General features: G+C 38.1%; 18 protein-coding genes. 12 read left to right on the forward strand and 6 right to left on the reverse strand.

All coding sequences use genetic code 11. The annotated features are described in order from the left end of the window. Window positions 1-198: 198 nt before the first annotated feature. The 5 genes from ACIQXF_RS07870 to ACIQXF_RS07890 form a co-directional block, all read right to left on the reverse strand. On the reverse strand, window positions 199-528 hold the full coding sequence (locus ACIQXF_RS07870; protein ID WP_402781078.1) for a YuiB family protein: 330 nt from the start codon (window positions 526-528) through the stop codon (window positions 199-201). A 292-nt stretch (window positions 529-820) separates the two neighbouring features. After that, window positions 821-2,614, reverse strand: a complete 1,794-nt coding sequence (gene cstA / locus ACIQXF_RS07875; RefSeq protein WP_402781081.1) for a carbon starvation protein CstA — start codon at window positions 2,612-2,614, stop codon at window positions 821-823. Between the two features lie 118 nt (window positions 2,615-2,732). Continuing rightward, a complete protein-coding gene (locus ACIQXF_RS07880) occupies window positions 2,733-3,479 on the reverse strand; it encodes a LytR/AlgR family response regulator transcription factor (protein ID WP_402781084.1) in 747 nt (248 codons plus the stop codon). Between the two features lie 4 nt (window positions 3,480-3,483). Beyond that, a complete protein-coding gene (locus ACIQXF_RS07885) occupies window positions 3,484-5,235 on the reverse strand; it encodes a LytS/YhcK type 5TM receptor domain-containing protein (protein WP_402781286.1) in 1,752 nt (583 codons plus the stop codon). Between the two features lie 23 nt (window positions 5,236-5,258). After that, window positions 5,259-5,756 carry an NUDIX hydrolase gene (locus ACIQXF_RS07890; protein ID WP_402781087.1) on the reverse strand — a complete coding sequence of 166 codons (498 nt, stop codon included), beginning with the start codon at window positions 5,754-5,756 and terminating at the stop codon, window positions 5,259-5,261. A 178-nt stretch (window positions 5,757-5,934) separates the two neighbouring features. Here ACIQXF_RS07890 and ACIQXF_RS07895 point away from each other — a divergent pair, with 178 nt between their 5' ends. Further along, entirely contained in the window at window positions 5,935-6,486 is a 552-nt protein-coding gene (locus tag ACIQXF_RS07895) for a hypothetical protein (RefSeq protein WP_402781090.1), read from the forward strand. Window positions 6,487-6,744: 258 nt separating this feature from the next. Here ACIQXF_RS07895 and ACIQXF_RS07900 read toward each other — a convergent pair whose 3' ends face one another. Continuing rightward, entirely contained in the window at window positions 6,745-7,185 is a 441-nt protein-coding gene (locus tag ACIQXF_RS07900) for a MarR family winged helix-turn-helix transcriptional regulator (RefSeq protein WP_402781093.1), read from the reverse strand. A gap of 145 nt (window positions 7,186-7,330) precedes the next feature. Between ACIQXF_RS07900 and ACIQXF_RS07905 the strand changes: the two genes are divergently transcribed. The 11 genes from ACIQXF_RS07905 (at window position 7,331) to ACIQXF_RS07955 (ending at window position 19,616) form a co-directional block, all read left to right on the forward strand. After that, on the forward strand, window positions 7,331-7,822 hold the full coding sequence (locus ACIQXF_RS07905; protein WP_402781096.1) for a CarD family transcriptional regulator: 492 nt from the start codon (window positions 7,331-7,333) through the stop codon (window positions 7,820-7,822). Between the two features lie 547 nt (window positions 7,823-8,369). Beyond that, window positions 8,370-10,355, forward strand: coding sequence for a sigma 54-interacting transcriptional regulator (locus tag ACIQXF_RS07910; protein WP_402781099.1), 1,986 nt, complete (start codon window positions 8,370-8,372; stop codon window positions 10,353-10,355). A 5-nt stretch (window positions 10,356-10,360) separates the two neighbouring features. After that, window positions 10,361-11,230 (forward strand): 3-hydroxyacyl-CoA dehydrogenase, encoded by an 870-nt coding sequence (locus tag ACIQXF_RS07915; RefSeq protein ID WP_402781102.1) that lies wholly within the window; start codon window positions 10,361-10,363, stop codon window positions 11,228-11,230. Next, complete coding sequence (locus tag ACIQXF_RS07920) at window positions 11,217-11,996, forward strand: enoyl-CoA hydratase/isomerase family protein (protein WP_402781105.1); 780 nt, start codon at window positions 11,217-11,219, stop codon at window positions 11,994-11,996. The genes ACIQXF_RS07915 and ACIQXF_RS07920 overlap by 14 nt, the downstream gene beginning before the upstream one ends. A gap of 14 nt (window positions 11,997-12,010) precedes the next feature. Next, window positions 12,011-13,180 carry an acyl-CoA dehydrogenase family protein gene (locus ACIQXF_RS07925; protein WP_402781289.1) on the forward strand — a complete coding sequence of 390 codons (1,170 nt, stop codon included), beginning with the start codon at window positions 12,011-12,013 and terminating at the stop codon, window positions 13,178-13,180. Further along, window positions 13,177-14,373, forward strand: a complete 1,197-nt coding sequence (locus ACIQXF_RS07930) for a thiolase family protein (RefSeq protein ID WP_402781108.1) — start codon at window positions 13,177-13,179, stop codon at window positions 14,371-14,373. Before ACIQXF_RS07925 ends, ACIQXF_RS07930 begins: the two co-directional genes overlap by 4 nt. A gap of 16 nt (window positions 14,374-14,389) precedes the next feature. Further along, a complete protein-coding gene (locus ACIQXF_RS07935) occupies window positions 14,390-15,559 on the forward strand; it encodes an acyl-CoA dehydrogenase family protein (protein ID WP_402781111.1) in 1,170 nt (389 codons plus the stop codon). A gap of 11 nt (window positions 15,560-15,570) precedes the next feature. Further along, window positions 15,571-16,410, forward strand: coding sequence for a 1,4-dihydroxy-2-naphthoyl-CoA synthase (gene menB / locus ACIQXF_RS07940; RefSeq protein ID WP_402781114.1), 840 nt, complete (start codon window positions 15,571-15,573; stop codon window positions 16,408-16,410). 17 nt (window positions 16,411-16,427) lie between these two features. Continuing rightward, entirely contained in the window at window positions 16,428-18,065 is a 1,638-nt protein-coding gene (locus ACIQXF_RS07945) for an AMP-binding protein (RefSeq protein ID WP_402781117.1), read from the forward strand. Between the two features lie 13 nt (window positions 18,066-18,078). After that, window positions 18,079-18,825 (forward strand): SDR family NAD(P)-dependent oxidoreductase, encoded by a 747-nt coding sequence (locus tag ACIQXF_RS07950; protein ID WP_402781119.1) that lies wholly within the window; start codon window positions 18,079-18,081, stop codon window positions 18,823-18,825. Between the two features lie 53 nt (window positions 18,826-18,878). After that, window positions 18,879-19,616, forward strand: a complete 738-nt coding sequence (locus ACIQXF_RS07955) for an SDR family NAD(P)-dependent oxidoreductase (RefSeq protein ID WP_402781122.1) — start codon at window positions 18,879-18,881, stop codon at window positions 19,614-19,616. Window positions 19,617-19,782: the final 166 nt, after the last annotated feature.

A 19,782-nucleotide genomic window follows, 5' to 3' on the forward strand; every position in this document is an offset into this window, starting at 1 on the left:
GCTTTCGCACAGAAAACATTTGTTGCTGCCGCTTCGCTTTCGCACAGAAAACATTTGTTGCTGCCGCTTCGCTTTCGCACAGAAAACATTTGTTGCTACCGCTTCGCTTTCGCACAGAAGACATTTGCTGAATGTAGATAAAAAAATCAGTATTCATCTCTCCATCGATACAGATTGAAAGAAGAATACTGAAATAAGTTAAAACATTCGATATCCACTTTTACGTAAATAAATCATGACAATCCCCGCAACAATTGAACCTGCAAAACCACCAGATAAGATGGAAATATCCACAAATTGCAGTGCTTGCAATTTATCTAAAAGTGCAGGAAATGCGGAACCTGGATTGAAAATATAATCTAAAAAGCTTACATCATCGATAATAAAGATAACAACAATTGGATACACAATTGCCATTAACCATGTCATTCGCAGAAGCATATTCAATAAAAATCCGATACCAAAGAACATGACGAAAAATAACAAAATTGAAATGATTAACTGTACTAATGAAACTGGACCATCCATGTATGTATAACCTCCGTTTTCCTCTCATTAGTTTACATGATTACTACAATGCTTTCAATGAACATATCCTTGAATTCGCCTGTTCGTCATATTTAGGCAAATCAATTCTATTTTTTTCGCCAGGTTTTCCTTTTGGCCACTGTATCTCTCTCCTTCGGTCGGGTTTTCCTTCTCTCTCCGCGGGTATTTCTTCTCTTCGCGCGGATACCACAACTAGTAGAATCATATTTACCATCAAAAAAACTATTGAAAACTAATCGTCTATTAGTTTTCAATAGTTTCGCATTCTACATTATGAAGCTGTTTGTGATAATAAAAACCTCGGTGATTTCCAAAGCTCCGCCCATTTTTTAAAGGCCGTTATAACAATGATTAACCCTAAAATTAACATAATTACTGACAAAATACCATTTAATACATTGTAACCAGCAGCTGCTGTATTCCAATATACATTTTTAACCATCCAATAGCCGGCTACGTTTACAGTTACATATAAATATGCCAATGGGATGAAGCATGTTAAGGCGTAGATTCTCTTATCTGCAACCTTCAATACCATAGTTACACCACATACTAAACCAATGGCTGCCATTAACTGATTCGAAACGCCGAATAATACCCAGATCGAACTGATATCTCCTGAATACAGTAAATAGCCCCACATAAAGCATGCAAGTGCACTTGCAAAGATTGTACCTGGAAGCCAATTTGTACGCTTCAATGGCTTATAAACATTGCCGCCAAAATCTTGAATTAAATAACGTGCTACACGTGTTCCTGCATCAATAGCCGTCAAAATAAAGACCGCTTCAAACATGATAACGAATTGATAGAAATAGGAAGACATGTTAGCAAACCAAGGAATTCCCGTGAAAATATCAGTCATGCCAACAGCTAAAGTTACAGCTCCACCTGTACGCCCTTCTAAATCCATACCAATACTTTGTGCTAAGGCGTGTAAATGAACTGGCTCCATCCCTAATGTAGCAAAAACTGCTGGTGCTGAGTTAATCGCAAAATAATCTGCTGGATGAAGGGCAGTTGCCGCAATTAAAGCCATTACACCTACTAAAGATTCTACAAGCATGGCACCAAAGCCTACGATGCGAATATCTTCCCAACGATCAATCATTTTTGGAGTTGTCCCAGAGCCCACAAAAGCATGGAAGCCCGAAATTGCTCCACAGGCAATTGTAATGGATACAAACGGCCAGACAGGTCCAGCAATGACAGGTCCACCGCCATGAATAAACTCCGTAAGTGGTGGGAATTGAATGCTTGGGTTAACGAAAAAGACCCCTAAAATTAAGGCAATAAATACCCCAATTTTCATGAAACTACTTAAATAATCACGCGGCGCTAATAACAGCCAAACAGGTAATGCTGCCGCAAAGAATGCATAGATAGGTAGAATAATAGCTAAAGTATCACGATCAAACGTTAAAAAATCACCAAATGCTGTTCCTTGAATCATTGGCCCAACAAATACACCGATCAGCAGCAAAATAAACCCTATTGTCGAAGTCACCAGTAAATTTCCTGTTTTACGATAGGCAATACCAACAAGCATCGCTATTGGAATCGTAATGCCTACCGCAAAAGTTCCCCATGGATTTCGCTCCAATGCACCGAGGACAACCATTGATAGCCCGGCCATTGTGATTGTAATAATGAAAAGCATGGCAAGACCTGTACAGAATCCAGCGACAGGACCTAGCTCCTCCTTCATTACTTCTGAGAGCGACTTTCCACCGTGACGCATAGAAGCAAATAACACAACAGCATCATGGACAGCACCACCGATAACCGCACCAATTAACAGCCAAAGGAGCCCTGGCAAATAACCAAATTGTGCTGCTAAAATTGGTCCAACTAACGGTCCAGCGGCTGCAATCGCTGCAAAATGATGCCCAAATGTTACCCATTTATTCGTCGGAACATAGTCTTTACCATCTTCCAAAGCGTGTGCGGGGGTGGGTGTATCATCTTTAATCTTTAATACTTTCTTTGTGAAAAATATGCCATACAAACGATAAGCAATCATCAGTATACATATGGAGCCTATCACAATTGTAATCGCATTCATTTTAACACTCCCTTTACTTTTTCCACATCATAGCAAATGAATAATACAATTATTCGTTAAATTCACTGAAATGTCAGAAATTAAAGTTAAAAGGAAGTTTTCTACTGTTGAAATGCATTTATTTCGATAGCTGAAAGATTTTCCGTACATCCTTCATATAAAGTCTACTGACAGGTATCGAATGCCTATTATGCAAAATCAAATTGTATTTCGAGCTGCTCCAAGGCTCCAGTTCTACAATATGTTCTAAATTGACGATAAACGCCCGATGTACACGCACAAAACCTTTTAAAGTGAGTTTTTTCTCCAGAATGGCTAAAGACTCTGAAGCAAAATATCTCCCTTTCTCAGTGACAACAATCGTCTTACTATCTTCAGACGTACAATATAAAATGTCCTGTATTTTAATAAGTAAAATTCGATCATTCACATATACTGTTAATTTATCAAGCCTGTCCAATTGGAAATGCTTTAATTCTTCCAACGTTTTTTCCTGTGTCACGTTTCTTTTGGCCACTAACTTTTCCACAGCATTCAGTACACGCTCTGGCTCAAAAGGCTTCAAAATATAATCAAAGGCGTTCACTTCGAACGCTTGCAAAGCATATTCATCATAAGCTGTCGCAAAAATGATTTCAGGCTTATGGATACTTTGCTGCAATTGTTTTGCCAGTTCAAGACCATTGTTGACACCAAGCTGAATATCTAAAAACACACAATCAACTTGCTCAAACCTTGGATTCTTCAATAAATCCTCCAGATCCTCCGATTCACCATTCACCTCAACTAGCTTTGTTTGCTCTAGTAAATAGCGTAACTCAGCCCTTGCTAACGGTTCATCATCTACAATATAAACATTTAACATCTATCTACTCCCATCTTGTTGCTTTTAAAGGTAGCTGTATCAAAATTTTTGTGCCAACATCCAGCGTACTTGAAATATGAAAATCTGCTTCTGTTCCATAGATTTCATGAATACGCTGATAAATATTCCATAAAGCTGTCCCTGTTCCTTGTTCGGATTGCATGATCGTTTTGCCAAGCTGTTTGACCTGCTCTTTTCTCATCCCGCAGCCATTATCCTCCGTTAACAGAAGTAGCTTATTATTAATTTGTTGTACTTTGACATTAATTTTGCCTTCCTTACGATTTTTAAAGGCATGGGAAATGGCATTTTCGACAAGTGGCTGTAAGGTAAATGGGGGAATTTGTACGTCAAAAAGCGATTCATCCAGTTGAAATTGCACATCATAACGATTCGGAAATCTTGTTTGCTCTATCGACAAATAGGCCTCTACATGGTCGATCTCATTTTTTAATGGTATCAACATTTGACGGGCTCCCTGCAAATTACTCCTAAAAAATGTACTAAGCTTTAGCAATAATACCCTAGCTTCATCTGCATCCGTTCGTATCAAGCTTGAAATGGTATTGAGACTATTAAAAAAGAAATGTGGGTGTACCTGTGCTTGTAGCGCTTTAATTTCGGCATCCTTTAATAACTTTCTTTGTTGCTCAATTTCAGCATATTCGAGCTGTGAGGAAAATAGTCGGCTTAGGCCCTCAGCAAGCTCCTTCTTTACTCCTGTTAACGAAGTAGCATTTATAAAATATAGTTTTAGGCTACCTACCGTTTTATGCTGAACTTTTAATGGTAAGACAATTGCAGCACTTAACGGACATCCTTCATGTGGACAATTGATTTCTTTAGCAGAAGTAGCTGTAATAATACGCCCTTCTACTAATACACGCTTTGTTAAAGAGGTCATTATTTCTCGATGAATTAAATGATGATCCTCCCCTACTCCAACATGTGCTAAAACCCCTTTTTTATCAGTAATCGCAACTGCATCAACCTTTATTTCTCTTTTTATGATTTCTGCAACCGTTTGGCACGATTCTTCATTTAATCCTTTGCGGAAATGTTCAATTGTTTGTTGAGCAATTGAAAATGCTTGATGTGTTTGTATTGCTTTGGTGCGCTCTTCTTCATCAATAAAGGTTTTAATAATAATGAAAAATAAGAAAATCCCAAAGGCATTCATCATGATCATTGGTAGCGCAATTAAAGACACCAATTGCAACGCTTGTTCAAATGGCTTTGCGACTACTAAAATAACAATCATTTGTATAGTTTCTGCACAGATTCCAATCACAACAGCTTTTTTATAGGAAAAGGTTTGGCGTATTTTTAATTGCTTACTTAATCCCCCTGTTATAAACCCAGCTAGTATTGTCGAAACCCCACAGGCAACTGCTGTAAAACCTCCAAGGCTGATACGGTGAATTCCTGCTATAAGGCCTACACTTACACCAACAAGTGGCCCGCCAAAAATACCGGAAATGGCCACGCCAATTAGCCTCGTATTGGCAATAGCCTCCTCTGCATTTATCGTGCTATGTATCATTTTATTCAAAGGATGAATGCTGCCACTTTCGATTTTTATCCCTGTGTAGCTACTAACAATACTTAATGCACTGAAAATCACAATAAGCCAGATTTTTTCTTTACTCCCTTGATCCTGAAATAGCATCCCTCGGAAAAGGTGCCATCTTGACATTAAAAAGGCAAACACGATGATTAGCCCTACTCGCTCAAGCATAAACAAAAATAGTTCCATCATAGGTCTCCTCCTCTGTCACTTTATTTTTTAAAGAACAATCGATAGGATGAATAACCAAATACGTCCCCTGGATTAATACCATCGATCCCCTGTAATTGGTGCTTTTCAAATTGATTGGATGCCATTTCCCTTAACATAACGGAAGTCATTTCATCTTGTGCAAGCTCCTTTGGATATATCCATTTTGCTTCTAATAATTCATTTTCCTGAATACAAATCTTTTGCTGCTCATCTTTCATTCGACAATAAAATATCGCCATATTATCACTGATTTCACCACGAATAACACCCGTTCGAAAACCGATTAAGCCAGATACGTAGCAATCGATACCTGTTTCTTCCTTTAATTCGCGGACAACAGCTTCATCTACAGTTTCACCCGCATCGACAAAACCGGCTGGCAATGACCATCGTCCCTTTAAACCGCTATAAGCTTTTTTGACAACGAGCCATTGACCAAGCTCATTTACAGTAACCCCTGCAACCCCTAGCCAAACTTTTCCTCTATCTTTTTTCATAACACTCACCCCTATATCGTTATTATAACTGCTTGTTTTCTATGTATAGAAGTATTAGTTCAGAATTTTTTCGTCAATCCAAACTCTTAGTACCAAAATACGTATATGAACCAATTTTGTGAATATGTTACACTAAATAAAAGACTGCATATTCTTTCATTCGCAAAGGAGGAGGTTTATGTTAAACGAACTATCACCTAGGGCAAAGTTTTTTCTTTTGGCGATAGCGCTGTTTTTAGTATCTCCCATCATTGTTTTCATGTTGCCATTTGCTATTTCGCAGACGTTCTATTTTAGTAGAGAAAATATTGTTTTAATCACACTAACAAAAAACTTTGTTATGCTTTCTCTCGCACTTGGGCTAATGATTATAACGGTGATTATGCTTGGATTCAAAAGAAATAAATACACTTATTCGATTACGGTCATAACAATCGCGAGTAGTCTGGTATTAGGCTACTTTTCTCTTTTAAGTTATATTGCTATACAGAAAACACAAATTGTTTTCCAAGAATTTCATCATCAAATCACATATGAATGGCAGGATATTAAGGAAGTCATTTATGAATATGAAATAGGAACAGTAGGCACTTATTATTTCCAAACAAAAAATAATGAAAAGTTTGTCATTGAAGAAAACGCGCAATTTGGTACTGAAGAAAAAAGTGCCATATACCGTTTAGCATATGAAAATGGAGCTTTATTTGTAGAGCAAGAGAAGGTTGAATAACTTTTATGGAGTCCATATAGGAAAAACAATTGCTTATTTTTGATTTCTAACCAAACTTTTCCTCTACAATTGTTCTTAATTTTAGACTTTTTAACATTAAATATTATCGCCACATTAAAAAGCCTCTTTCGTATAGTAGTACGCGAGAGGCTTTTAGCTTTTTTCATAGCAGTATTTGGTCTACTGTTAAAAATAGTTTATTACTTTTTTATTCATACGCTATTTTAGGATTTGTTTGCATCACTAAATCAAAAAATCTTATGCTTCCAAATACCCATTCCAATTAAGCATTAATATTTTTTTTAAGTTCGTCACTTGATCTTCGCCTATAGTATTGATCAGTTGTTGTTCAATTTCAGCTTTATAATGTTCGTTCTTTTCAAAACAGTCTTGACCAAATTCAGTCATATGAATGGCTTTATGTTTTTTACTATGTTCGACATTTATGACCTTCACCAAACCTTTTGCTTCCAAACTTTTAATAAATTTATGAGTTGCTTGTCTTGTAAAATCAACATCCTTAGCAACATCAGAAATCATAGGTTGTTTTTTATAAACCATCCCTAAAATACACCATTCTGAGTTTGAAATATAAATATTATTATGTTTATTCCACTTCTCTTCAGCAAGTCGTCGAAGTAGTTCGTGACGTTCGCTTAATAAATCAATTACATCTCGATTCTGCAATTCGTCCTTCAACTAGTTCACCTTCATTCCATATTTTTCGTTATTACTATACAAAAAAACGACAGCAATCGTCAATCAAGTTGACAAAATTCTTTTAATTGCTTATAATGAATTTAGTCAACCAAGTTGACAATATAGTTTGTTGGAGGGAATATACATGTACAATGTTGGCGATGTAGTCATTTATTCATCACACGGACTTTGTTCTATTGAAGATATTTGTGAACAAACCTTTAACGACATTACTAAAACTTATTACGTTTTAAAACCACAAAATGAACCACAATTATTCATCCGTATCCCTGTTGACAACTCCCAAAAACGGCTTAGAGACATTATTAAAAAAGAAGAAGCACTCAATATTTTACATTCATTCACATCACCTGGCGTGGAATGGATTGAACAAAGTACTCATCGATTGAGATTTCATCTAGAAATAATTAAATCCGGTAATCGCCAAAAACAAGCAAACCTGTTAAACACATTGTTACGAAAAAAACTCGAATATAGCGCTACTGAAAAAAAATTCCCTAACCAAGAAGAGAAATTACTGAAATCTTTACAAGATACCATTTTTTCAGAGTTCTCCATAGCTCTTAATAAATCATCGGATGAAATTTATGAATATGTATTAACACAGCTTCACTAACTGTGAATTGTTGGTACATTAATAAGGCCACGATTAAAAATAATCGTGGCTTATTTCTTATTAAAAAAGAAATATAAATTCCATATATTACTTTAAAAACTTATATATTTTGTGGTCTTTCGAAAATTATTTCATAGTAAGTACCCATTGCTACTCCAGAAATAAAATCAGGAGTTAAGATTTGAATTTACACGTACTCCTTTTATATTTATGCATCAATCCACTCAATATAAAAAATTAGTAACTATTTTTTACTATACTTAGAAAGTATTTTCCTCCGACCATTTCATTTGTTTCTTTGCCATCATACAATTTCTTCAAGAGTGTTGCCTATATGCATCACTTTATATTTTATCAATATCATAACCCCATCAATATACACCAAGGACAATCCAAAAACAGAAAAAGCATATTTGATACACAAAAGAGAATATGTTAGTTTTATTAACAAGATACTTTCAATTTCGCACCACTAGCTCGATAGTTATTAGACGAAAATACAAATTATGTTGCACATTTGCATCTCTATGAAGAAAGGAGGCTTTCCATGGAACATGCTATGAAGTTACAACCGATTGGAGTTTTCCCTAGTGATACGACTACCCTAGTGCATCTCTTAAATACAATGACAACTCAATCATATCATTATGGTATCATTATTGGGCGTTTCGGAAAATTAGAAGGCTTCTTTAACGCAATGGACCTATTACAATATTGCATGAAGATTGGAATTGATTATATAGAAGATATTGATCAATTAAAGGCATTTACACGTATGATTCATAAACAATTTACTGTCCTTACACATATTCCATCTACTGAATATGAATGGCCGATAGATACACATTTACTCATTATTAAGCACGATAATAAATATATAGGATGCATCGATAAAGCAACCTTTTATGAAGCTGTTGCACAAGCGCATCAGTTTCAATTAAAACATTATAAGACCGTTTTTCAAGCCGTACCGAGCGGCATAATGGCGGTCGATATTCAAGGTAATATCACGATGATGAATCAAGCAGGTGAAAAAATCTCTGGTGTCCCACTTGAAAAAGCAATTGGTCGCTTTATTACTGACGTGGTTCCACCAAAAGGATTGCTACAAGTACTTCAAACAGGACAGGGACAAGTAGAAAAATATAAGGTGCGCAAACGTTGGTACATTTCTCACCGTGAACCAATTTTTGATGGCAAACAGCTTGTTGGAGCTGTTGGTGTATTTGAGGACATTTCAAAAATGGAATCCCTCACCTCTGAATTAGAAACGTACCGGCAACTAGTCCGTGAAAATGAAATGCTACTGGAAACGAGTGATCATGGCATTGCCATTATGAATCCAGCCGGAGATATTCTGCGTCAGAATGCTTTATTTCATCAATTCTATGTATCTATTATGTATGAAGAGTCACAACGTGTTAGATTTTCTCATGCACTGCAAGAAATAATACAAAATAAAAAAATACAAAATACCATTCGCATGACAAATCGGCATCAACAAGTACTAGATTTTCATTTTTCTATTATCGTCAATCAAGAGCAAAATTCAATTGATCGTATCGTTATACGTATTTCCAATATTACGACAATGTCTCACCATCTAAAAAAAATGAAAGCACTTCAGCAGCAGCTTCATCATGTTTTTACTTTAAAAAATGAATTAATTGTTCAGTATCCGCCAGAGCTTATGAACAAAATTAAACAAATTGCTAAAGTAAGTTCCTCTGTCTTGATTAAAGGAGAAATCGGCTCAGGTCGTTCAACATTAGCTAAACAAATTGTGTTGAATAGTGAACGTAAAAAGGCACCCTTTATCGAGATTGATTGCCGAACAAAAACAAAAGATGAATTGGAGCATTTATTATTTTCTACTTCAATTGAAGGTTATTATTTATTTTCTCTCGCTACAAATGGTACGTTATACTTCAAAAATATTGATTATTTACCTTTTACGTTACAAGAAAGACTTGCTTCCCTCATAGAACAACAGAGTTCCACCATAAATATTCGAATCATGGCCTCCATTAGTTTGGATGTTTCCTTTGATTCAACACCAAATTTCAGCGAAAAACTTTATTATTTGATTAATTCCATTACGTTTCATGTATCGTCAATAGCTGAACGATCAGAAGAAGCAAAAGCAATTATTCAACATTTTATTCATCTCCTAAACGAAAAACATAATCGTTCTATTACATTAACTGCAGATGCGATTCAATTTCTATTGCGGCAACAATGGGCAGAAAACTTCACAGAAATTTTCTCATTATTAGAACAGCATGTTTTATCATCTAACCGAATCCTTCTTCATGCTTTTCATATTAAACAATTACTAGCTGTTCAAGAGGACATAAGCAAAAAGCCGATTATCGTAAATGATATTTTACCGCTAAAAACGGCCGTGAAAGAGCTAGAAAAAGAACTGCTTCTTTTACTAAACGAAAAAAATATTTCCTATCGTCAAATGGCGAAAATCCTAGACGTTAATCCCTCTACTATTGTCAGAAAAATCAAAAATATAAAGGAGTGAAGTGCATGGTTAACTCAATCTCTATTATCGGTGCAGGCATTATGGGAAGAGGTATCGCCTATACCGCCGCAATTAGCGGGTACACGGTAACATTGCATGATATTTCTACCACTAGCTTACAAAGAGCCCAACAAGAAATAGAACAAATAGCAAGACAAAGCATGACTAAAGGATTTATCTCAACACAGCAACAACAAGCAGTGGAGCAAATTCAATATACGACTTCTATCGAACAAGCTGCTACTAATGCTGAACTCGTGATAGAAGCTGTCGTTGAACGTATTGAGGTTAAAACTACGATTTTTAAACAACTCGATACACTTTGCCCACCTGAGACCATTTTAGCAACGAATACATCATCACTTAGCCCAACGGAAATTGGTTGTCAAACAAACAGGCCACATAAAGTGCTTGCTATGCATTTCTTTAATCCGGTACACAAAATGAAGCTTATTGAAATCATCCGCGGTCTCGATACATCCGATGAAACCGTTAAAACTATTAAACAAATTGCTAAACAAATGCAAAAAGAGTCAGTTGAAGTTCATGAATTTCCCGGATTTGTTACTTCCCGCATGAATGCTCTTATTGGGAATGAAGCAATGAACATGCTGATGGAAGGCGTAGCATCTGCTGAGGATATCGATAAAGCAATCAAGCTAGGGCTCAACCATCCTATGGGTCCCCTTGAAATGGGTGATTTAGTCGGACTAGACACAAGATTACGCACACTAGAGTATTTACACAAAACACTTGGTGAAAAATATCGCCCAAGCCCGATATTAGTAAAATATGTAAAGGCTGGTCGCTTAGGCAGAAAAACAGGTAAAGGATTTTATAACTATGAGGAGTGTGAACAACATGCTAACACTTGATTATATTCATCTTTCAATCGTTCAACAGATTGGCTATATAACGCTCAATCGACCAGAAGTACTCAATGCACTGGATGAAAAAATGGTAAAAGAATTGCAAGAAGCTTTTACGTACTTAGAAAAAGAATCGGCCATCCACATCATTATTGTACAAGGAGCTGAAGGGAAGGCTTTCGCTGCTGGCGCCGATATTAAATCATTAGAAAAACGAACATCTTTAGATGGTTTAGTCCTAGGCATGCAAGGTGTATACAATCAAATCGAACAGAGCACTAAGGTGACTATTGCTGTTATTAATGGTTTCGCACTCGGCGGTGGCTGCGAATTGGCACTCGCTTGTGACATACGCATCGCAACGGAAAAGGCGAAATTCGGATTACCTGAACTCAGTTTAGGGATTTTACCTGGTGCGGGTGGTACCCAAAGACTTGCACGCATTATCGGTAAAGGACGTGCGCTCGATCTTATCCTCACAGGAAGAATGGTTTCAGGTGAAGAAGCACAGCAAATCGGAATCGCAACCTATTACTGTCAAGAAGCACAGCTAGAACAACAGATACAAGAAATTACCGAAGCTATTTTGAAAAAGAGTCCCATCGCTATACATCTTGCTAAACAAACTGTACACCATGGCTTTGATGTAGATATGCAGACTGCACAATGGATGGAGAAGTTAGCTATTTCCCTGCTCTTCGGTACAGAAGATAAAGCAGAAGGAACACGAGCATTTATCGAAAAACGACCGGCAAACTTCACAAATAAATAGAGGAGGGTTATATGATGAATTTTTCATTTAGTCAGGATACCTTAGCGTTAAAGGGCTTAGTACAAAAGTTTATTCGGGATGAAGTAGAACCATTTGCAAATCAAATCGAAGACCAAAATACGATTCCCCCACACCTTGTAGAAATGGCAAAAAAAATGGGCCTATTTGGTTTAAGTATTCCTGAAGAATATGGTGGGCTTGGACTTGATATGGTCAGTAAATGTGCCATATTAGAGGAATTAGCGAAAACACATAACGGATTTACTACATTAATTTCTTGTCATATTGGTATTGGCTCTGTTGGCATCGTGGAGTTCGGCTCCCCTTCTCAAAAAGAAAAATATTTACCACGCATGGCAACTGGTGAATGGATTGGTGCATTTGCCTTAACTGAACCATCTGCTGGTTCAAACGCAGCAAATTTAAAAACGACAGCTGTGCGCAAAGGCGAAAAGTATATTTTAAATGGCTCCAAGCATTATATTACAAATGCACACGACGCCCATGTCTTTACGGTCATGGCGGTGACAGATCCAACGAAAGGCGCAAAGGGAATTAGCTCGTTTATCGTAGAAAAAGGAATGCCCGGTTTTGAAATTGGTGCACCCGAAAAGAAACTTGGATTACGCGGCTCAAACTCAGCTGAGCTATTTTTTGAAAATGTTGAAATCCCGGCTAAAAACTTACTTGGATTAGAAGGGGCCGGGTACGTAAATGCGTTGAAAATTTTAGCAAATGGGCGAGCAGGTATGGCTGCTCGTTGCTTAGGCTCTTCCGAAAAACTATTAGAGCATTCCATGCAACATACAGCAGAACGTGAGCAATTTGATCAACCTATTTTCAACTTTCAGGCAATCCAGCATATGTTGGCTGATATAGCGATGCAAATAGAAGCATTGCGCGCTTTGACATATCGCGTTGCTTGGATGGTCGATCAAGGAGAACGTGTTGTAAAAGAAGCAGCAATAGCAAAATTATTCGGTTCTGAAGTATATAACCGTATTGCTGATACAGCACTACAAATTCATGGTGGGCTTGGTTATATGAAAGACTATCCAATTGAACGCTACTTCCGCGATGCCCGTATCACACGCATTTACGAAGGGACTTCTGAAATCCAACGTAATATTATCGCTTCCGAGTTGGGACGTGAATATAGCAACAAAAAAGGCGTGAATGTATGAGAGATGTGTATATTGTCGATGCAGTCCGCACACCCATTGGCAAAATCGGGGGTGCCTTTAAAGAAATAGGAGCTGACAAGCTAGCAGCACATGTGATACAAGGACTTCTCAATAGACAGCCATCCCCTATTCAAGTCGATGAAGTCATTTTAGGTCAGGCTAGGCAAAGCGGTGAAGCGGCAAATATTGCACGTGTGGCATCGTTACGTGCCAATATTCCAATTGAAACTACTGCTTATACTGTTCACCGTCAATGTGGATCTGGTTTACAAGCAGTAAATAATGCCGTACAGCAAATCGCACTTGGTCTAAACGACGTCATTATTGCCGGTGGCACAGAAAGCTTAAGTACAGCTCCATTTTACTTAAGTCAAGCCCGTTACGGATTGGGTGTAGGGAATGTTGTTTTATATGACTCTAATACGGAGAGCCAAGTCAATTCGCAACCAACTGACATATACGGGCATATCACCATGGGTTTAACAGCTGAAAACTTAGCTGAAAAATATCATATTTCTCGAGAAGCACAGGATGCATTTTCTTTACGTAGCCAAGAGCTTGCACTAGCAGCAATCGAAAACAAGCTATTTCACGATGAAATCATTCCATATGAAATAAAAACAAAAAAATCGACGACAATCATCGATACAGATGAACATCCGCGTCAAACTTCCCTTGAACAATTAGCAAAACTAAAGCCTGTATTCAAAGAGGACGGAACCATATCAGCAGGCAGTTCAAGTGGTCGAAATGATGGTGCCTCTGCCCTTTTACTTATGAGTGAAGAAAAGGTAAAAAAGTATGACTTAACACCAAAAGCAAAAATTATTGCACAAGCAGTCGCTGGCGTAGCACCGGAAATCATGGGTATTGGGCCTGTACCAGCCACAGAAAAGGCACTTGCTCAGGCAAATTTAACACTTGATGATATTGATTTAATTGAACTCAATGAAGCGTTTGCTGCTCAAGCTCTTGCTGTCATTCAAGAAGGAAAATTTAAAATAGAAAAAGTGAATGTTAATGGTGGCGCTATTGCATTCGGTCATCCTATCGGTGCAACAGGGGCTATTATCTTAACAAAGCTTGTCTATGAATTACAGCGACGTAATGGTAGGTATGGTCTCGCTACGCTTTGTATTGGCGGTGGACAGGGCATTACAACTATTATCGAAAACTACACATTTAATTCCTAGGAGGAGGATTTCGCCTATGCTAAATTTTGAATTTACTGATGAACAAGAGCAATTCCGTAAAATTTTACAGGCCTTCGCAAAGGAAGAGTTATTACCACACTATACAAAATGGGATCGTGAGGGCATCACACCCCGACATCTTTGGAAAAAGCTTGGTGATTTAGGGGTTACAGGGCTTCGTATTCCCGAACAATATGGTGGTGTCGGAGCAGATTGTATCACAACAGGCATTGCAGCAGAAGAGATTGGGCGTGGTGATTTTAACTTAACATACTCCGTTATGTTAAATGGTCTAATCGGGGAAATTCTTACCCAACACGCAAGTGAGGAAATAAAAAATGAATGGTTACCACAAATTGCAAGTGGTGAAAAAATTGTTGGCATTGCTATTACAGAACCTGCTGCAGGAACAGATGCTGGAGGCATCACGTCGACGGCACGCCATGAAGGCAATGAATATGTATTAAACGGTGAAAAATCTGGCATTAGTGTTGCTACATGTGGAGATGCTTTCATCGTCTTTGCTAAAACGAATCCTTCGCTCGGAAATCGGGGAATTAGTGCATTCCTTGTACCATCTAATGTCGATGGATTTGAAGCTAAAGGCTATGAAGATATGGGGAATATCCCTATTGGACGCGGCTCGATTTATATGCACGATCTACGCATTCCAGGAACAAACCTAATTGGGCAAGAAAATCAAGGATTCTCACAAGTAATGAACGGCTTCGACTTAAGTCGGTTACTTATTGGTTTACAATGTGTTGGCGCCGCGATGCAAAGTATTGATGAAACAATTGAACACGTAAAAATTCGGCACTCATTCGGGCGCCCCTTAGCCACATATCAAGCTGTTTCGTTCCCTATTGTGACACATCATACACAACTGGAACTCATTAAATGGCAAGCTTACCGTGGATTATGGTTACGCGACCAAGGGCAAAAACATTCAAAAGAAGCTTCGAGTGTGAAATGGCTTGGTCCAAAATACAGCGTAGAGGCTATTCATGAATGCCTTCTGCTGAATGGACACTATGCATATACAAAAGAGTTGCCGTTAGAGCAACGATTGCGTGATGTAATTGGCTTAGAAATCGGGGACGGTACAGCACAAGCAAATCAAATGGTTATTGCAAAAGATATTATCGGAAAAGAATTCCGTACACATCAAACTCAAACAGTTTAGGGGGAATGAAAATGGAAATTTCAAATCCGCTTGTTGGCACTCACCAGCAAATAGAACTGACTGATATTTTATACAAAAAAGAAAAAGGTATTGCCACAATCACCATCAATCGTCCAGAAGTGTATAACGCATTTCGTGGGGAAACGGTACAGCAACTCATTTGGGCATTTCGTGAAGCTTGGGACGATAATCACATTGGGGCCGTCATTTTAACAGGTACAGGCGAAAAAGCATTTTGTGTGGGTGGAGACCAAAAATCAAAAGGTTCGGAGGGAGGTTATAACTACAATGGTGGATTAGGTGGCGGCATTGGCTTAGAAATTGAAGCGCTCCATCAAGTCATTCGCAATATACCAAAACCAGTTATAGCTGCAGTAAACGGTTTTGCAATCGGTGGCGGGCACGTTTTACACGTGATTTGTGATTTAACAATTGCTGTAGATACTGCGAAATTTGGACAAAGTGGTCCCAAGGTAGGTAGCTACGATGCAGGATTTGGCTCTGCTTATTTAGCTCGCATTGTTGGCGAGAAAAAAGCACGTGAAATTTGGTATTTATGCGAGCAATATACAGCTCAAGAATGCAAAGAAATGGGCTTAGTCAATAAAATCGTACCAGCAGCACAATTAATGGAGGCTGCTTATGAATGGGCACAAAAATTACTTGAAAAGAGCCCAACTGCCTTAAAGATGCTGAAATATTCTTTTAATGCAGATAGCGCTAATATTCAAGGCATTTCACAGCTTGCCATGGGTAGTTTAGCCATGTTCTATAATACCGAGGAATCCAATGAGGGGAAAGAAGCATTTTTAGAAAAGCGTCCAGTCGATTTCAATAAATTCCGTGTATAGAATAGGAGGCATTTTGAATGAAACAACTGCAAACGACGTTAACAAAGGAATATGTAGAAAAGTATCAATCTATTTGGCCACAAAAAACGATAATTGACTATCTAAATGATGCCGTAACAAAACATCCAAATAAAGTCGCTATCATTGATCGCAAAAGTCGCTATACTTATCAGGAACTTTCAAACATGGTGAACCGTGTAGCACTAGGGCTACAACAATTAGGCGTAGAAAAAGGTGATGTAGTGTCATTACAACTACCTAATTGGAATGAATTCATCATTTTACATTACGCTATTACACGACTCGGTGCCATTACAAATCCTTTAATTCCCATTTATCGTGAGCGCGAGATTAGTTATATGGTTAGAGCAGTAGAATCAAAAGTTATCATTATTCCAGATACATTCCGCGACTTCAATTATGTAAAGATGTATGAAAATTTACGCCATCAATGGCCAGCTGTTAAGCATATACTTGTCATCGGCAACAGTGTTTCAGAAAATATGAAATCTATTGACTTCTTGTTTAATACAGCTTGGGAGGAGCAAATCGATGTTGCACTTCTCGACACCATTGAGCATCATCCAGATGACGTAACAGAAATTATTTTCACTTCAGGTACTACTGGTACGCCAAAAGGTGTCATGCATACGCATAACACACTTTGTGTCTCTACAAACTGGTGGATTGAACGTTTACGTTTAACTAGTGACGATGTGTTCTTTATGGCCTCTACGTTTGCACATCAAACAGGCTTTGGTTATGGTGTACGTTTACCCACTCATTATGCTGGTACAGCTGTTTATCAAGATATTTGGAACACGAAGGAATTTTTAGGACTTATAGAAAAGGAGAAAATTACATTTACAGCAGGCGCTACACCATTTTTACAGGATACCGTGTATTCACCTTATATTAAAGATTACGACCTTTCTTCATTCCGGGCATTCATTGCATTAGGTGCCCCTATTCCGCGAGCACTTGTAAAACAAGCCAAGGAAATTGTAAACTTTAGTATTTTATCTGGTTGGGGGCAAACAGAAAATGGTCTAGTGACACTCACTAAACTCGATGATTCAGACAATAAGTTAACGAATACGGACGGAGTGGCCCTCCCTAACATGAGGGTAACTGTAGTTGATACAGATTTCAATGAAGTCCCACCAAATGTAGAAGGCAACTTATTGTGTAAAGGTCCTGCCCTATTCGTTGGCTACTTAAACCAATTAGACATTACTCAAAACGAATTTATAGATGGCTGGTTTATCACGGGAGATCGTGCCGTCATGGACGAGGGTGGCTATATTCGTATCTCCGGTCGTAACAAAGATGTTATCATCCGTGGCGGTGAAAATATCCCAGTTGCCTATATTGAAAATATTTTATATGAACATCCAGATGTGTTTGCTGCACAACTTGTAGCAATGCCAGACCCACGTCTTCAGGAAAAAGCCTGCGCGTTCATCTGTATGAAACCTAACACAACACCTTTAACGATGGAATCGATGCAAGCCTTTTTACATCAAAAAGGAGTGGCAAAACCATACTGGCCTGAACATCTAGAATTGCTAGAAGATTTCCCTCGTACAGCGAGCGGTAAAATTCAAAAATTTAAACTACGTGAAATGGTGGCTCAACAAGCACCACTTTCATAAGGGGGATTGAGAAATGACAAATCAAGTAGCATTTATTACAGGAGCTGGAAGTGGCATTGGGCGTCAAATTGCGATAACTCTAGCAGCGAAAAAATTTGATGTGATTGTAGCGGATATTAACGAGGCAAATGCTGAGCAAACTGTAACTTTTATTCAAGAACAGCATGGGCATGCTATTGCTATTTACTGCGATGTGACACGGCTAGAAAGTGTAGAAGAGGCGGTAAGTAAGAGCATTGAGCAGTTAGGTAAAATAGATGTGTTAGTCAACAATGCAGGCTGGGATAAAATTGAGCCCTTTTTAAAAAGTGAACCAACTACATGGGAAACCATTATCAACATCAACTTAATGGGGCAAATTCATACATGTAAAACGATTTTACCAATTATGATTGAAAACGGTTTTGGCAAGATAGTCAATGTAGCATCGGACTCAGGACGTGTTGGATCGAGCGGTGAAGCTGTATATTCCGCTGCGAAAGGCGGTGTTATTGCGTTTACAAAAACACTTGCACGTGAAATGGCCCGTCATAAGATTAATGTAAACTGTATAGCTCCTGGTCCGGCCGATACGCCACTGTTTAAGGAAATTAGCGAGTACAATGCAGGCATTGCAGAAGCATTAGTAAAGGCTATTCCATTTCGTCGCTTAGCGCAACCAGAAGATATCGCTAACGCAGTAGCCTTCTTGGCATCAACTGAAGCAGAGTACATTACAGGTCAAACGCTATCAGTAAATGGCGGCTTAGCTATGGTATAGAAATAACAGGGGTTACGCTTTGTGACTCCTGTTTTCTTAAGGGGGTATAAGAAATGGAACAAGTTATTTTAGTCACCGGAGCATCTGATCGTGTTGGACGTGCTATCGCTTTACAAGTAGCATCTCAAGGCGCTACCGTTGCAGTTCACTATCATCATTCGAAAGAAAAAGCACAAGAAACGGTCAGACAAATTACTACGTTAGGTGGGAGAGCTAAAAGTTTCCAATCAAACATTGGCATTTTAGAAGATGTTCAGCGGCTACAACAAGAGATTACAGCTTCTCTTGGATCTGTGACGGCCATCGTGAATAATGCCGCGTTTACACAAATGAAATCATTTTTTGATTATAAACCAAATGAATGGCAGCAAGAGCTAGATGTATGTTTAAACGGTGTTATCCATTTAGCTTATGTATTTTTACCACAAATGAAGGAAATCAATAAGGGTAAATTTATAACATTAATCGGTGATTCCGCTCGTACAGGCGATCGCAAACTCATTATTTCTGCTGCTGCCAGAAGCGGTGTTATTAGTTTAATGAAATCTCTAGCACAAGAAATTGGTCGCTATCAAATCCAATGCAATACGATTTCAATTGGTTTACTAGATCAAGGTGACTTACATTTTTCTCCCGATGTTCAAAAGCAGATATTAAAGGGCTATCCGTTACAACGCTTAGGAACAGTAGATGATGTCACAGGGGTAGTCGCCTTTTTACTAAGTGACGCAGCTAATTGGATAACAGGTCAAGTGTTATCTGTTAACGGTGGACACTCGATGCTTAGTTAATTTTACGCGAAAGCGAAAACTCACGTATCGTAATTGTTGATTAGCCAAACTCGATGGAGTTTTCGCTTTGTGTAAGAAAATATCTTTCTTACATGGTAATTGAAGAACGTATTATATTTAAGATAATAGTTCAAACAGATTTATATTTTAAAAGACCGATATTTCT

It is taken from the genome of Lysinibacillus sp. NPDC097231 (assembly GCF_044761885.1).
Classification (GTDB): Bacteria; Bacillota; Bacilli; order Bacillales_A; family Planococcaceae; genus Lysinibacillus.

What these genes read in the sequence shown, in the direction of transcription:
- ACIQXF_RS07870 (WP_402781078.1), bottom strand. Translation starts at nt 528, where the DNA reads ATGGATGGTCCAGTTTCATTAGTACAGTTAATCATTTCAATTTTGTTA.
- cstA (WP_402781081.1), bottom strand. Translation starts at nt 2,614, where the DNA reads ATGAATGCGATTACAATTGTGATAGGCTCCATATGTATACTGATGATT.
- ACIQXF_RS07880 (WP_402781084.1), bottom strand. Translation starts at nt 3,479, where the DNA reads ATGTTAAATGTTTATATTGTAGATGATGAACCGTTAGCAAGGGCTGAG.
- ACIQXF_RS07885 (WP_402781286.1), bottom strand. Translation starts at nt 5,235, where the DNA reads ATGGAACTATTTTTGTTTATGCTTGAGCGAGTAGGGCTAATCATCGTG.
- ACIQXF_RS07890 (WP_402781087.1), bottom strand. Translation starts at nt 5,756, where the DNA reads ATGAAAAAAGATAGAGGAAAAGTTTGGCTAGGGGTTGCAGGGGTTACT.
- ACIQXF_RS07895 (WP_402781090.1), top strand. Translation starts at nt 5,935, where the DNA reads ATGTTAAACGAACTATCACCTAGGGCAAAGTTTTTTCTTTTGGCGATA.
- ACIQXF_RS07905 (WP_402781096.1), top strand. Translation starts at nt 7,331, where the DNA reads ATGTACAATGTTGGCGATGTAGTCATTTATTCATCACACGGACTTTGT.
- ACIQXF_RS07910 (WP_402781099.1), top strand. Translation starts at nt 8,370, where the DNA reads ATGGAACATGCTATGAAGTTACAACCGATTGGAGTTTTCCCTAGTGAT.
- ACIQXF_RS07915 (WP_402781102.1), top strand. Translation starts at nt 10,361, where the DNA reads ATGGTTAACTCAATCTCTATTATCGGTGCAGGCATTATGGGAAGAGGT.
- ACIQXF_RS07920 (WP_402781105.1), top strand. Translation starts at nt 11,217, where the DNA reads ATGCTAACACTTGATTATATTCATCTTTCAATCGTTCAACAGATTGGC.
- ACIQXF_RS07925 (WP_402781289.1), top strand. Translation starts at nt 12,011, where the DNA reads ATGAATTTTTCATTTAGTCAGGATACCTTAGCGTTAAAGGGCTTAGTA.
- ACIQXF_RS07930 (WP_402781108.1), top strand. Translation starts at nt 13,177, where the DNA reads ATGAGAGATGTGTATATTGTCGATGCAGTCCGCACACCCATTGGCAAA.
- ACIQXF_RS07935 (WP_402781111.1), top strand. Translation starts at nt 14,390, where the DNA reads ATGCTAAATTTTGAATTTACTGATGAACAAGAGCAATTCCGTAAAATT.
- menB (WP_402781114.1), top strand. Translation starts at nt 15,571, where the DNA reads ATGGAAATTTCAAATCCGCTTGTTGGCACTCACCAGCAAATAGAACTG.
- ACIQXF_RS07945 (WP_402781117.1), top strand. Translation starts at nt 16,428, where the DNA reads ATGAAACAACTGCAAACGACGTTAACAAAGGAATATGTAGAAAAGTAT.
- ACIQXF_RS07950 (WP_402781119.1), top strand. Translation starts at nt 18,079, where the DNA reads ATGACAAATCAAGTAGCATTTATTACAGGAGCTGGAAGTGGCATTGGG.
- ACIQXF_RS07955 (WP_402781122.1), top strand. Translation starts at nt 18,879, where the DNA reads ATGGAACAAGTTATTTTAGTCACCGGAGCATCTGATCGTGTTGGACGT.